Origin of the sequence: Sphingomonas sorbitolis (assembly GCF_036663875.1) — a bacterium.
In the GTDB taxonomy this organism is placed as follows: domain Bacteria; phylum Pseudomonadota; class Alphaproteobacteria; order Sphingomonadales; family Sphingomonadaceae; genus Sphingomonas.
Genome location: NZ_JAXOJS010000007.1, coordinates 18,532 through 32,205 on the forward strand (window position 1 = coordinate 18,532; position 13,674 = coordinate 32,205).

Sequence of the window (13,674 nt, forward strand, 5' to 3'; positions counted from 1 at the left end):
AGGGGGACAGGCGCATGGCGCCAGCCCGCGACCGGCGCACGGGGTTTTCCCGGCGTCGGCAATATGGTGTGTTCATGGGCTATGTGCTCGCCGTCGCCGGTGCGGTGGTGGGCCTGGTGCTGCTTGTCGCGTCGATCTTCAATCCGCCCGCGTTTTCCGCGCTGCGGATGGGCGTCGCGGGGGTGACGACGCCGGTGTCGACCGGGCTCGCGACGGTTGGCTCGTCGGTCTCGGGCATTCCCGATGCGATCGGCAACTACTTCTTCGTGAAGCAGGAGAACGTCGCGTTGCGCGCCGATCGCGAGCGGACGCGGGCGTTGCTGATGCGCGCGCGGACGATCGCCTATGACAATCGCCGGTTGCGCTCGTTGCTGGCGATCCGCGATCGCTCGCCCGATCCCGTCGTGACCGCACGGCTGGTAAGTTCGAGCGCGTCGAGCGGGCGGCGCTTCGCACTGCTCAACGCCGGCCGCTGGAGCGGCGTGCTGCCCGGCATGCCGGTGCGCGGGCCCGACGGGCTGATCGGGCGCGTGGTCGAGACCGGGCCTAACGCGGCGCGCGTCCTGTTGTTGAGCGACGGGGACAGCATCGTGCCCGTGCGTCGCACGCGCGACGGAATGCCCGCGATCGCGGCGGGGCGCGGCGACGGGATGATCGACATCCGCTCGGTCAACGCCACCAACGTCCGCTTCAACGCAGGCGACCTGTTCGTCACGACCGGCACCGGTGGCATCTACGCGCCCGGCGTGCCCGTCGCGCGCGTGACCAAGGCGGGCTCGGATTCGGTGATGGCCCGCGCCTTCGCCGATCCCGACACGCTCGACTTCGCGCTGGTCGAGCGGATGTTCATGCCCGTGCCCCCGCCCCGTCCGGTGGCGCAGCAATGAGCCGGCCGCGCGTCGTCGACAGCGTCGACTACAAGCCGTTCGAGACCAAGATCCCCGCGGGCCGGTCGCGTGCGATCCCGTGGCTGACGGTGATGGCGGGGTCGCTGATCACGATCATCCCGGTGGTCGCCACGATCCCGCTGTTGCCGCCGATCGGGCTGGTCATGCTGCTCGCCTGGCGGCTGCTCGCACGGTTCGCGTTCAAGCCCTGGGCGGCCGCGCCGCTCGGCTTCTTCGACGACCTCGTCAGCGGCCAGCCGCTCGGCAGCGCGGTGCTGCTGTGGTCGCTGGCGTTCGTCGCGATCGACATGATCGAACAGCGGCTCGCCTTTCGCGACCATTGGCAGGACTGGCTGATCGCCGGCGGTCTGATCGCGCTGTGCATCATCGTCGGCCGCTTCATCGCGGTGCCCGTCGGCGCGCATGTCGATACGATCCTGATCGCGCAGATCGCGGTCACCATCCTCACCTTCCCGCTGGCGGCCCGCATCGTCGCAGCGATCCAGAACAAGCGCGGCGCCGAATGAGGAATACCCCGCGCATCGTCACCGAGATGTCGCAGGCGTACAGCTTCTCGCGGCGCGCGTGGATGCTGGGCGCGGCGCAAGGCGGTGTTGGCTTGCTGCTCGCCGGGCGGATGGCGTGGCTGTCGGTCGCGCAGAACGAGCGCTACACGGCGATGTCGGAGAGCAACCGTGTCAACATGACGCTGTTGCCCCCGCGGCGTGGCTGGATCGTCGATCGCCACGGCGTCCCGATCGCGAACAACCGCACCGATTTCCGCGTCGACATCATCCCCGACCGCCTCCGCGACAAGGAGCGCGTGCTGCCGCTGCTCGGCCGCATCCTCCAATTGCCGCCCGAGGAAGTCGAGCGGATCGCGATCGACCTCGAACACGCCGCCGGCTTCCAGCCGGTCCAGGTCGCGGAGAATCTCGATTGGGAGCGGTTCGCCGCAGTCAGCGTGCGGCTGCCCGAACTGCCCGGCGTCGCCCCTACCCGCGGGTTCGCGCGCAGCTATCCGGCCGGGGCCGCGGTCGCACACCTGACCGGCTATGTCGGCGTGCCCAACGCCGAGCAGTACAAGAAGACGCACGACCCGCTCCTCGTCACGCCCGGTTTCAAGCTCGGCAAGGACGGGCTCGAGAAGATGCTGGAGGCCGAACTCCGCGGCGTCGCGGGCGCCAAGCGCGTCGAGGTCACCGCACGCGGCAAGCTGGTCGCCGAACTCGCGACCAAGCCCGACGTCCCCGGAAAGACCGCGCGACTGACGATCGACGTGGGGCTTCAGGAATATGCAGCGCGGCGGCTCGGCACCAACTCCGGCTCGGTCGTCGTGCTCGACACCCGTACCGGCGAGATGCTCGCGATGGTGTCGATGCCGGCCTATGATCCGAACAGTTTTTCGGACGGGATCAGCCATCTCGAATGGCAGATGCTGAGCGACGATGATCACGTGCCGCTGATGAACAAGGTCACTCAGGGGCTGTATCCGCCGGGCTCGACCGTCAAGCCGATGAACGGCCTTGCGCTGATGAACGCCGGCGTCGATCCGCTGACCCGCGTCAATTGTTCGGGCGCGATGCGGCTCGGGACCAGCGTGTTCCATTGCCACAAGAAGAGCGGCCACGGTCCGCTCGATCTCAAGAACGCGATCATGCAGAGCTGCGACATCTATTTCTACGAGATGGCGCGGCGGGTCGGCTACAACGCGATCGCCCCGGTCGCGCGGACGCTGGGGCTCGGCCAGAAGTTCGAGCTGCCCTTCTCGACGCAGCGTTACGGCACGGTGCCCGATCCCACTTGGAAGCTGAAGAAGTACAAGCACGACTGGACCGTTGCGGACTCGCTCAACGCGTCGATCGGCCAGGGCTATGTGCTCGCCAACCCGCTGCAGCTTGCGGTGATGGCCGCTCGCCTCGCCTCAGGCCGCGCGTTGCAGCCGAGTATCCTCGCCAGCCAGGTGCACCGCGACTCCCCTGCCCTCGCGATCGATTCCGAGCATCTCGCGCGCGTCCGCGATGCGATGTTCGGCGTGATCAACCAGGGCGGTACCGGCGGCGCGGCGAAACTGCTGATCCCCGGCGTCGCGATCGCGGGCAAGACCGGCACCGCGCAGGTCCGCCGCATCACGATGGCGGAACGGCGTTCGGGCGTGCTCAAGAACGGGCAGCTGCCGTTCAAGATGCGCGACCACGCGCTCTTCATCGGCTTCGCGCCCGCCGACAATCCACGCTATGCGCTCGCGGTCGTGCTCGAGCATAACGGCCATACCGTGCGCAATCTCGACACGCCGATGATCGGCCGAGACATCATGACCTATATGCTCGACCGCGAGCGTGCGCTGAAATCGCTCGCCGAGGTCGAACCGACTTGGGGCGGCGACATCCGCACGCGCATGGCGGCGACCGCGGAGACCTATCGCAAGGCACAATCCGCGCCGCCAGCGGCGATCGCCACCAAGACCGACGCGATCGTGCCCAGCGACGCCCCCGCGGTCGAGAACGCCACCGATATGGCCAATGCGACGCAGGAAGCCCTCACCACGCCCGGCAATACCGTCGCCGAAGATGACTCAAGGGACCGTCAGCCGTGAACCGCATCGTCCCCGAACCGCTCGCCAAGCTGCCGTGGATGGTCATCCTGCTGGTCGTCGCGATCGGCTGTTTCGGCCAGGTCGTGCTCTATTCGGCAGCGGGCGGCTCGCTGCACCCCTGGGCGCTGTCGCAGGGCATCCGCTTCTTCGTGCTGCTGGCTGGCGCGATCGGGCTCTCCTACGTCCCCGAGAGCGTCTGGAAGGCGGGATCGCTGCCGACCTACGCGATCCTCGTCGTTTCGCTGATCGCGGTCGAGGTGCTGGGGAAAGTGTCGGGCGGCTCGCAACGCTGGCTCGACCTCGGCTTCATCCGCCTGCAGCCGTCCGAGTTCATGAAACCCGGCATCGTGCTCGCCTGCGCCAAATTCTACGACATGCTCCCCCCCAACGAGACGCGACGGTTCGGCGCGATCTGGCCCGCGGCGATGCTGATCGGCGTGCCTGCGGCGCTGGTGATGCTCCAGCCAGATCTCGGCACCGCGCTGATGATCTGCGCGGGCGGCGCGACGGTGATGTTCCTCGCCGGCATCCCGCTGCGGCTGTTCGTCGGCGGCGCGATCGCGGCGGCGGTGGCGATCCCGCTCTCGATCAACTTCCTGCTCCACGATTACCAGCGCAACCGCATCCTGATCTTTCTCGATCCCGAGAGCGATCCGCTCGGCACCGGCTATCACATCAGCCAGTCGAAGATCGCGATCGGCTCGGGCGGGATCTGGGGCAAGGGCTTCCTCCAGGGCACGCAGAGCCATCTCGACTACCTCCCCGAGGGCCATACCGACTTCGTCTTCGCGACGATGGCGGAGGAATGGGGGCTGGTCGGCGGCTGCCTGCTGATCCTGGCCTTCCTGCTGGTGATCCGCTGGGGGATTGAGGTCGGCCAGCGCGCGCAGACCCGCTTCGGCCGCCTCACTGCTGCCGGGCTGTCGACGACGATCTTCTTCTACGTCGCGATCAACCTGATGATGGTGATGGGTCTGGCGCCTGTGGTCGGCATCCCGTTGCCGCTGGTGAGCTTCGGCAGCTCGGCGCAGATGACCGTGCTGTTGTGCCTCGGCATCCTCATGTCGATCGACCGCCAGAACCGCAAGACGGTCGGCTGGTAGGTCGAAAAGCGGCCTAATCCGCAAAAAGACGGCGTATTTGACGAAAACGGACTCGGATCGAAGAAAAGGGGGTTGCGGGTCCCGATGAGTCTGCTAACAGCGCGCCTCCAGCAGCGGGGCGCCACACCAGGGCGCCACTCAAAACCGCCCCGGAATGGACGCATAGCTCAGTTGGTAGAGCAGCTGACTCTTAATCAGCGGGTCCTTGGTTCGAGCCCAAGTGCGTCCACCATTTTTCCATAGCCCGGCGACAGCGGTAAGTTATTCACCGCCCGCGCGGAAATTCGTTCGATAGCCTCGCGACGTAGTCGTCGTCTTGCACCGCGGATCTGAGCTTCACCCATCTCGGTGATTGCGCCATACAAGGTTTTTACCGCGTCTCTGGCAAAGTCAGGACGGACGCAACGCGCTCCCCTTTCCTGCGAGAACGGGATGGGTTTCTAGCGCGGTTCGCGACCTTTCATACGATGCAGAGCTACCTCCGACGCCGCACGCCCCGAAGCGATCAGGTCGCGAGCGAGCGAACCTCCCGCAGTCGAGGATCGCTATCGATGCCGCAGCGGAGCACACCTAGTCCGGTATTTGAGGTCACGAAACAGCGACCACGACCAAGGTTGCATTGTCACTTCCATCGCGTTGCAGTGCGTTTGCGAGGAACCGGTCGGCACTGTCGCTTATCGATTCCGGCATGGTGACGAAATCACGGGGATCGACCGACCGGGACACGCCGTCGGAGCACAGCAACAAGCGATCGCCCGGCTCCAGCGCGACCCGCACGCTGTCGACGATGACCGTCGGCGCAACACCGAGCGCGCGCGTCACGACATTCGCCTGCGGATGCCGCTCCGCCGCGGCCGCGCTCAATACGCCCGCATCGATCATCTCCTGCACGACGCTATGGTCCCGCGTCAGTTGCTCGGCGCGTCCGCCGCGAATGCGATAGGCGCGACTGTCGCCAGCCCAGCAGATCACCGCGGTCGGTCCCATGGTCAGCGCGACCACCACCGTCGCACCGCTGGTCGCGTCGGCGCTGCCGTCTTGATGAATCGCGCGGTTGGCGCGTGCGAGCGCGTCGCGCAAACGGGCATCGTCGATCGGTCGAGGATCGTCCGCCAGCGCATCGAGCACCTGCACGACGGTGGTCGCTGCCGCTGCTCCTCCGCTATGTCCGCCCATACCGTCGGCAACCGCCCAGAGGCCCCGGTCGGCACGGTCGAGGAGCCGATCCTCGTTAACCGCCCGCACGCGCCCAACGTGCGTCCGCCCCTCCGATCGATAATCGGCGGAACAGACCCTGGCCGGAACCATACGCACCTTGCGGCGCAGCAGACCGCCGAGATTCATACGCTGTCGCGCGCCATCGCAGAGTCGGTGGCGTCGTAGGCCACCGCGAAGGCGCGATCGAGCGACCCCGGCGCGGACTCCGCGATCTGTCGCGTCAAATCGGCGTGACGCTCGGCCACTTCCGCCATCTGCAAGCCCGTACGGCTCTTCAGCATCGTAACGCGGTCTGCCACTGCTGCGTCGAGCACGGCGGGCGCAAAGCTTCCGATCGCCGCGCGGAGGCTGCCCTGCAAGCCCGCGAAGGTTGCGACGAGATGCCGCTTCACATCGCGAAACGAGGCCTTGAGCGCAGCGGGTCCCGACAAGAACCCCGTCGACTCCGCGAGCAGCAGGTCGATCGCCAGTCGCTGCGTCGGTGCCCATTTGAACGGATTATTGTCCGCGCCGCTGATGGTCGTACGGGTCAGCTGATAGCGCCCGCGCGCATGGTCGCGCTCGGCCATCAGATCACCAATGCCCAGCACCATCTGTCGATACACCGCCCCCGCTCGTCGCATGATCTCGGTCGGCTCCTCGGCAGACAACAGCGAACAATCGAGCCCGGCGCCCTCGCAGAACGCCTCGAGCAGCGATCCCTCGCCGGCAACGTGCGGCGTGCTGGCATCGACCCAGTCGCTCGGCACATCGACGGAAGAGCCGAGCGGCGGCGTCAGCACCATGGTCAGCGCTCCATCGACCTCGATGTCGCCGTGCGGTGCATGCGTAGCGACCATCTTGAACCGCCCAAGCCGGAGCGCGCTCGGCACCGGCAGCAGCACGTCGATCGCCTGCGGAAAACGTTCGCCCGTATCGGCGTCGAACACCCCGTTCGCCCCCAGCGCGCGCAGCGTCAGGCCATCGCGATCGACGCTCAATTCGCAGTGCGCGCGCGACAAGGCACAATCGGGGTCGGCAATCGGCCAGTCGGCATCGGCATCCCGCCCTATCGTCAGCAGGCCCTCCCTGATCAGCCGCACGTCGAGGGGCTGGATCACGTCGTCGGTGTCGAAAAGCTGCAACATGTACATAGAGACGATCCTCAGGCAGCCAGACGGGGAGACGGCGCAACACGCGTGGCACGCATGGCGCTGTCGGCCTGCGCGCCCGTGCCAGCCAGATGCGGTTCGACCGCGGCGGCGGCACGGTTGAAGGCATCGAACGCCGCGCCGAATTCGTCGCGGCGGCGATGCGAGATGCGCAGGCCGAAATCGGACTTTGCCGCTTCGTCGAGCGCTTTCCGCAATCGTGCCAATGGCCGCGCGACCATCGCGCCGCTGAGATAGCCGATCACCAGCACAACGCCCATGATGACAAGCGACAGCACCATCAGCAGCGTTCTCGCATTGTCGATCGCGGCGTCGAGCGCGGCCCGGCGTAGCACCAGATCGACCGTGCCGAACCGGGCTCCGGCATAGCGGATCGGTCGGACGAAACGCAGCCCGGCACCCGTCCCACGATCCGGTGCGGCCGTGACGCCCGCATCCCCGCTGATCGCGGCCTCGCCCGCGGGCGCGCGATAGCGTGTACCGATCAGCTTGACGTTCTCGGCGGCGCGCACGATCCCGCCAGTATCCGCGACCACCAGGTCGCGGATCTCCTGATCGCGCGACGCCGATGCGACGAACGCCTGCAGCGCGGTCCAGTCCTGCTGCTCGGGTGCCAGGCCTGCATTGTCGGCCGCCAACACCGCGGTGTTGCTGGTAACGAAGGCGGCAATCGAGCCGCCCGAAACAATCGCCATATGTTCAAGCGTTCGCTGTTCGCGCGCGAGAATCGACGACACGCTCGCGACCAGTGCGATCGCGGTAACGGTGACGAGCGCCAGAGGCAGCTTGATCTTCAGCGGCAGGCCACGCCGCCCCGTCGACGCTTCGCCGGTTGCCGCAATCTCGCGGGTCAGTGCCTGATACACCGCGTCGCCATCGGCGAAACGCTGATCGGGTTTCTTCGCGAGCAACTTGTCGATGACGAACCGCAGGCCAGGTGGGCAATCGGCAACCGAGCGTGCGATCGGCTCGACGCGTTCCTGCGAGATTTGAATGGCAAGCGTCGCCAGCCCCATGCCCGGGAAAGCGACTTTGCCCGTCACCATCTCGTACAGCACCACACCGAGCGAGAAGAGGTCGGAGCGTCGATCGACCGGGATGCCAAGCGCCTGCTCGGGACTCATATACCGCGGCGTACCGATCATCTGCCCGACCTGCGTCCGCGCGAGCCGCCCCTCCGCTCCCGACACATCGATCTCGCCGATCCGCGCGACACCGAAATCGAGCAGCTTTGCGGTGCGGCCGTCCGCCGACAACAGGATGTTCGATGGCTTGACGTCGCGGTGAACGACCCCTGCCTCATGCGCATAATCGAGTGCCGAGGCGAGTTGCTGCCCCAATGCCAGTACCCGTTCATAGGGCAGACGACCCTGCTCTTGGAGAAGCGTGTCTAGCGGTTGTCCCTCGATCAACTCCATGGCGATATAGGCGACGCCCTGCGCTTCGCCGACATCGTAGATCGTGGCGATGTTCGGATGGTTCAGGGCGCCTGCCGCACGCGCCTCGCGCAGAAAGCGTTCGCCGAGTTCAGGATCGCGGCCATAGTCGGGTTTCAGCACCTTGATCGCGACGGTCCGGCCGATCCCCGGGTCAAAGGCACGATAGACGTCCGCCATCGCGCCCTCGCCCAGCCGTCCGTCAATCCGGTAGCGTCCTAGCATCTCGGTCATCATTTGCGCGCCTTGACGGCCTTGACGGTAGCAGCGATCCGCTCGGCGCGCGCGAGGTCGCGGGCGATCACCGGGTTCCGCGGATCGAGCGCGGCGGCGCGGTGCAGCAGACCTACCGCACGGGCGACATTGCCTGCATTGAGCGCCGCGAGCCCCGCCACACGCGCCTGCCTTGCCGCGCCCGGATTAACCACCACGGGGGACGGTTTGGCGACCGATACAGGCTTCGGTGCGGCGGACCTGGCTTTCAATGCAGCAGGCGTCGCGGACCGTGGTTCGATCCGCTTGGGCAATTGGGCGCGTGGCAGCACGCCCGGAATGCGCAACGTCTGTCCGGCGGTAAGGTCGGCGGGCTTGGCGATCCCATTGTAGCGCGCGAGCTGATACGACTTCAGGCGGTTGCCCAGGAAACGCTGCGCCAGCCCCGACATCGTGTCGCCTGGCTGCGTGACATAGGCAAAGCTCGTCGGCCCAAGCAGCGCCTTAGGGTCCTCATCAATCGAACCGCGCAGCACTTGGGCCGACGGGTTCATCGGATCGCTATTCAATATTGCGGCAATGCGCTTCTTCGCAGCGCCGACCTCGCCCAGATCGAGCAGAGACAGGATCGTGTCGATCTCGTTCGCCGGTGTGGGTGCCGCGATCGGCGCGAGCTGTGGCCCGGCCTTGGGTCCATGCGAACAGGCCGTTATCGCCAGTGTCAGCACCAGCGCTCCAACGCGTGTCGTGGTGCGGAAGGAGGGAGTCATGCGGTAAGCCTTTCGGTGATCCGACTTCGGATACGCGGTTGGATGGCCAGCAACTTGGCGAGACCGGTGGTGTCGCGCGCAAACGCGACGAAATCCGCGCCGGTTAGCGGTGGCGAGAAATAATAGCCCTGGAAATGGCTGCACCCGTGCCGCAACAGCCATTCATACTCGGCACGCCGCTCGACTCCTTCGGCAAGGACGCGGATACCGAGCCCCCGGCCCAGCGCGACGATGCTCTGGCAGATCGCCTGGCTGTCGCGACGCGTGTCGACGTTCGTCACGAATTCGCGGTCGATCTTGATCTTGTCGAACGCAAGCGTCCGCAACGTACTGAAGCTCGAATAGCCCGTACCGAAATCGTCGATCGCGATCCGCACGCCGGTCTTCCGCAGCGCATCGAACAGCCGCGCCGCACGGGTCCCGTCACTCATCGCGACGCTTTCGGTCAGCTCGATTTCGAGCGCCTCCGCACCCAGCGAATGTCGCGCCAATGTCCGCGCGACGAGCGCGGCCATGTCGTCACGATCGAGCTGGTGGCCCGACACGTTTACCGCGACGCGCAGCGAGCTTAGCGCCTGTGCCTGCCATGCCCGCGCTTCGCGTGCGGCGGCGTTGAGCGTCCACATGCCAATCTCATGGGCTAGACCCATCGCCTCCATCACCGGGACAAAGCGCGATGGTGGTATCTGGCCGCGGGTTGGATGAAACCAGCGGATCAACGATTCTGCGCCTGCGACGCGTCCCTCGCCCGCGTCGATCAGCGGCTGATAGCGCATCTCGAACTCGCCGCGCGTCACCGCCTGACGCAGATCCTGTTCGAGCGCATAGCGCTCTCGCGCTACCGAGACCGGATCGACGGCAGGCTCGACGACCGCGGCGGTCGTACCCGGTTGCAATGCCAGCGACGCCAGCGTTCGCGATAACAACGCTTGCGATTGACCGTTTGCTGGCATCGTCGCCTGCCGGATACGAACCTCGGGTAGAATCTCGCGATCACCATCGATCACTACGCCGCTCAACGCGTAACCGAGTACGTCGAGTTCGGTCCGTGCGGCCTCCTCGGCCACTTCCGCCCCGAACCAGATTGCCAGGCTAGCGCGATCGACATGCGCAACCAGCCGGTCGGCGGGCAACATGCGGGTCAGGCGATCGACGACCGCGAGCAAGACGCGTTCGCCGAGCGCCGGGTCGAACGCACATAGTCGATCGAAATCCATGAGCCCGACGACACCGAGTACGCCGTGCCCGTCCGCGTTCATCCGGCTGATCAAGGGCTCGCGCGTGGGCAATCCGGTCACGCCATGCCGGTGCTCGGTCCGATGCCCGACTGCGTGCAGCTTATCGGCAATCGTCGCGAGGCTTCGGGTGACGCGCGCATCTAGCGAGCCCTCATCGCTCGTTTCCGCCAGGTCACCGAGCCGTTGCGCCAGCCGCGCAGACCAGAGCCGATGCACAAGGAGGCGATCCAGCACAAGGATTGCGGCACCACCGAGAATCACACCCACCGGAGCGAGACCGGCACGAAGCGTCCAGCAAAGAAGGCTGACAATCGCCACGCATGCGAACCCGAATCGCCACAGCGAGGGTCGCTGAAAAGTCACGGACATTGCCATAACGGTTTGAATAACGACCAGAATGATACGGTTCGGTTAATCCAGGATGATTTGCGGCGAGGCCATCACATCGATCCTCGAACCATCGTCAGGATTTCTACGCCGACGTGATCGTCTCCGGCCGCCCGTCCAATTCGAGACGTCGCGTGGCCCCGACTGTCAGTATAGATCCTCGGAAAAGCCACGAACCAAGTTCGCCCATCGCGATCGGCAGAAGCCATGCATTCAGCCACGCTGCGGAATGAGCATCGACCACCTCGACCGGTCCAATCAAGGTCTGAGCGCAGACTCCGTTCAGGGAAGTGAAGTTTGTTTGCCCACCTGAGAGAGTGCCGTCGCTGAGGGGGCGGCGAACGCCGGAAACGCTAGCTGCGCGGCGATCTGTACGCATACTGGATTTTGCGAACGGTGCGTGTAGCGCAGACACAACAAAGCCCCGCTTTGTGGGCGGGGCTATTGTAGAAGATGGTTGCGGGGACATGCAGCCACCTTAACTTGCTGGTTCTCAGTCGCTGGCGCACAGCCTAGCGGCGCCCATGAGCGTTCGACGTAAAAGACGCTATAAAGTCCACGCCCCCGTGCCGACATGAGGTAACGATGCGAGTTCAGTTTGGCATCGACGACAGGCTGCTCAGCCCATGCTGAGGGTCCATCCGGAAGATAATGCTCGACGCCCGGACGCAGGCCGAGCTAGAAAGTTCCCGTACGGGGACGGACCGCTGCCGCTGCGGGACAGGCTGGATCTGGTCGCCGCATCGGCGCGCGAGATGATCCGCCCCTCGGTCTATGGCCAGGCGATCATCATCCTCGTCTACGCCCCGCTGCTGACGTTCACCGGCGTCGAGGGCAAGATGTTCGAACCGATGGCATTGACCGTCATCATCGCACTGGTCTTCGCCTTCGTCCTGTCGATGACGTTCGTGCCGGCCGCGATCGCGATAGCGCTGAGCAGGCCGGTCGACGAGACGGAGAGCCGCATAATCGGCTGGCTGCGTCGCCGCTACGAGCCAGGGCTTGGAAAGGCGATGGGCCGACCGAGCATGACGCTCGGAATCGCGGTCGGCGCGCTCGCGATCGCAGGCGTCGCCTTCACCACGCTCGGCCAGGAGTTCCTGCCGCAGCTCGACGAGGGCAACATCCTCGTCCAGGCGGTGCGCATCCCCGGCACCTCGGTCGACCAGAGTCAGGCGATGCAGTTCCAGGTCGAGAAGATGCTCGCGCGCCAGCCCGAGGTCCGCTTCGCCTTCTCGCGCACCGGCACGTCCGAGATCGCGAGCGATCCGATGCCGCCGAACGCCACCGACACCTTCGTGATCCTGAAACCCAGAGCCGAATGGCCCGACCCGAGCCTCGCCAAGGAAGCGCTGGTCGAACGGATCGAAAAGCGGCTCTCGACGCTTCCCGGCAACGCGTACGAAATCACCCAGCCGATCCAGATGCGCTTCAACGAGCTGATCGCCGGCGTGCGCGGCGACATCGCGGTCAAAGTGTTCGGCGACGACTTCGGAGGCATGAACGCTGCGGCCGACCGGATCGCCAAAACTCTGCGCAAGACACGCGGCGCGGTCGACGTGCGCGTCGAACAGACCGAGGGCCTGCCGATGCTCGACATTCGCCCGAACCGCATGGCGATGTCGCGGATCGGCGTCACGGCCGGCGACGTTCAGGACACGGTGGCCGCCGCGATCGGCGGGCGAGAGGCCGGTATGATCTTCGAAGGCGACCGCCGCTTCCCCGTCGTGATCCGCCTGTCCGAGGCCTTGCGCTCTGACCTGACCCAAGTGGCGCAGGTCCCGGTGCCGACGTCGGGCGGCGGGTTCGTTCCGCTGTCGACCGTTGCCGACATTGCGGTCGTCGACGGCCCCAATCAGATCAGCCGCGAAAACGGCAAGCGCCGCGTGGTCGTCCAGGCCAACGTCCGCGACCGCGATGTCGCGAGCGTCGTGGCCGACGCGCGCGCCGCGATCGACGCGCAGGTGAAGATGCCGCCCGGCACCTATGTCGAATGGGGTGGCCAGTTCGAGAACCTCGCCTCCGCGCGCGATCGGCTGCTCCTCGTCGTCCCGGTGTGCTTCGCGGTCATCATGCTGTTGCTGTACGGCGCGCTCGCTTCCGTCCGTGATGCAGTGATCGTGTTCACCGGCGTACCGCTCGCGCTGGTCGGCGGCGTGCTAGCGCTCGTGCTGCGCGGCATGCCGTTCTCGGTCTCGGCCGCGGTCGGCTTCATCGCGCTATCGGGGATCGCGGTGCTCAATGGCCTGGTGATGGTGTCGTCGATCCACGACCTGATGGCCCGCGGCATGGACCGGGTCCGGGCCGCGCATGACGGCGCGCTCGCCCGACTGCGCCCTGTGGCGATGACCGCGCTCGTCGCCAGCCTAGGCTTCGTTCCAATGGCGCTCGGCCACGGCGCTGGTGCCGAAGTGAAGAAGCCGCTGGCGACCGTCGTCATCGGCGGCCTGATCTCGGCGACGCTGCTGACGCTCTTCGTCCTTCCGACGCTTTACGCACGGTTCGGCGGATGGCGGGCGTCGGAGGATATGACATCCGGGGACGAGCTCGATCGAGGGGAAGCTTGATGAGCTAAGACTGCGACGACCCACAAACGGAAACTCAGCAGCTGCCAGCTGCTTACCGAAACCGGACGCCCATTCATCTTCGACGGCAGAGGACATAGGACAGCAAAC

Annotated in this window: 9 protein-coding genes, 1 tRNA gene and 1 pseudogene; 6 read left to right on the forward strand and 5 right to left on the reverse strand. The window is 66.1% G+C overall.

The window, feature by feature from the left end; all coding sequences use genetic code 11:
- The first annotated feature begins 14 nt into the window (after window positions 1-14).
- The 5 genes from U1763_RS18445 (at window position 15) to U1763_RS18465 (ending at window position 4,818) form a co-directional block, all read left to right on the forward strand.
- Window positions 15-887 (forward strand): rod shape-determining protein MreC, encoded by an 873-nt coding sequence (locus U1763_RS18445; RefSeq protein ID WP_332756391.1) that lies wholly within the window; start codon window positions 15-17, stop codon window positions 885-887.
- The gene (locus U1763_RS18450; RefSeq protein WP_332756392.1) at window positions 884-1,414 is read left to right on the forward strand and encodes a rod shape-determining protein MreD; all 531 of its coding nucleotides are present in this window, start codon (window positions 884-886) and stop codon (window positions 1,412-1,414) included. The genes U1763_RS18445 and U1763_RS18450 overlap by 4 nt, the downstream gene beginning before the upstream one ends.
- Window positions 1,411-3,483, forward strand: a complete 2,073-nt coding sequence (mrdA, locus tag U1763_RS18455) for a penicillin-binding protein 2 (RefSeq protein ID WP_332756393.1) — start codon at window positions 1,411-1,413, stop codon at window positions 3,481-3,483. Before U1763_RS18450 ends, mrdA begins: the two co-directional genes overlap by 4 nt.
- Window positions 3,484-3,521: 38 nt before the next feature.
- On the forward strand, window positions 3,522-4,586 hold the full coding sequence (gene rodA, locus U1763_RS18460) for a rod shape-determining protein RodA (RefSeq protein WP_132897016.1): 1,065 nt from the start codon (window positions 3,522-3,524) through the stop codon (window positions 4,584-4,586).
- Window positions 4,587-4,742: 156 nt separating this feature from the next.
- Window positions 4,743-4,818 (forward strand) — tRNA-Lys (locus U1763_RS18465).
- A 356-nt stretch (window positions 4,819-5,174) separates the two neighbouring features.
- Here the strand turns inward: U1763_RS18465 and U1763_RS18470 are convergent.
- From U1763_RS18470 to U1763_RS18490, 5 genes are all read right to left on the reverse strand, one after another.
- Window positions 5,175-5,831: a PP2C family protein-serine/threonine phosphatase gene (locus U1763_RS18470; RefSeq protein ID WP_332756394.1), complete on the reverse strand. Its 657-nt coding sequence runs from the start codon at window positions 5,829-5,831 to the stop codon at window positions 5,175-5,177.
- Between the two features lie 95 nt (window positions 5,832-5,926).
- The gene (locus U1763_RS18475; RefSeq protein ID WP_332756395.1) at window positions 5,927-6,931 is read right to left on the reverse strand and encodes a type VI secretion system-associated FHA domain protein; all 1,005 of its coding nucleotides are present in this window, start codon (window positions 6,929-6,931) and stop codon (window positions 5,927-5,929) included.
- Between the two features lie 17 nt (window positions 6,932-6,948).
- Window positions 6,949-8,625, reverse strand: coding sequence for a serine/threonine-protein kinase (locus U1763_RS18480; RefSeq protein WP_332756396.1), 1,677 nt, complete (start codon window positions 8,623-8,625; stop codon window positions 6,949-6,951).
- Window positions 8,625-9,374 carry a LysM peptidoglycan-binding domain-containing protein gene (locus U1763_RS18485; RefSeq protein WP_332756397.1) on the reverse strand — a complete coding sequence of 250 codons (750 nt, stop codon included), beginning with the start codon at window positions 9,372-9,374 and terminating at the stop codon, window positions 8,625-8,627. Before U1763_RS18485 ends, U1763_RS18480 begins: the two co-directional genes overlap by 1 nt.
- Complete coding sequence (locus U1763_RS18490; RefSeq protein WP_332756398.1) at window positions 9,371-10,828, reverse strand: putative bifunctional diguanylate cyclase/phosphodiesterase; 1,458 nt, start codon at window positions 10,826-10,828, stop codon at window positions 9,371-9,373. Before U1763_RS18490 ends, U1763_RS18485 begins: the two co-directional genes overlap by 4 nt.
- 878 nt (window positions 10,829-11,706) lie before the next feature.
- On the opposite strand from U1763_RS18490, the pseudogene U1763_RS18495 reads away from it, so the two are divergent.
- A pseudogene (locus tag U1763_RS18495) lies at window positions 11,707-13,566 on the forward strand (efflux RND transporter permease subunit); the annotation flags it as partial.
- Between the last annotated feature and the right edge of the window lie 108 nt (window positions 13,567-13,674).

Coding starts and splice junctions, on each gene's coding strand:
- U1763_RS18475 (WP_332756395.1), bottom strand. CDS start 6,931: ATGTTGCAGCTTTTCGACACCGACGACGTGATCCAGCCCCTCGACGTG.
- mrdA (WP_332756393.1), top strand. CDS start 1,411: ATGAGGAATACCCCGCGCATCGTCACCGAGATGTCGCAGGCGTACAGC.
- U1763_RS18480 (WP_332756396.1), bottom strand. CDS start 8,625: ATGACCGAGATGCTAGGACGCTACCGGATTGACGGACGGCTGGGCGAG.
- rodA (WP_132897016.1), top strand. CDS start 3,522: ATGGTCATCCTGCTGGTCGTCGCGATCGGCTGTTTCGGCCAGGTCGTG.
- U1763_RS18445 (WP_332756391.1), top strand. CDS start 15: ATGGCGCCAGCCCGCGACCGGCGCACGGGGTTTTCCCGGCGTCGGCAA.
- U1763_RS18450 (WP_332756392.1), top strand. CDS start 884: ATGAGCCGGCCGCGCGTCGTCGACAGCGTCGACTACAAGCCGTTCGAG.
- U1763_RS18485 (WP_332756397.1), bottom strand. CDS start 9,374: ATGACTCCCTCCTTCCGCACCACGACACGCGTTGGAGCGCTGGTGCTG.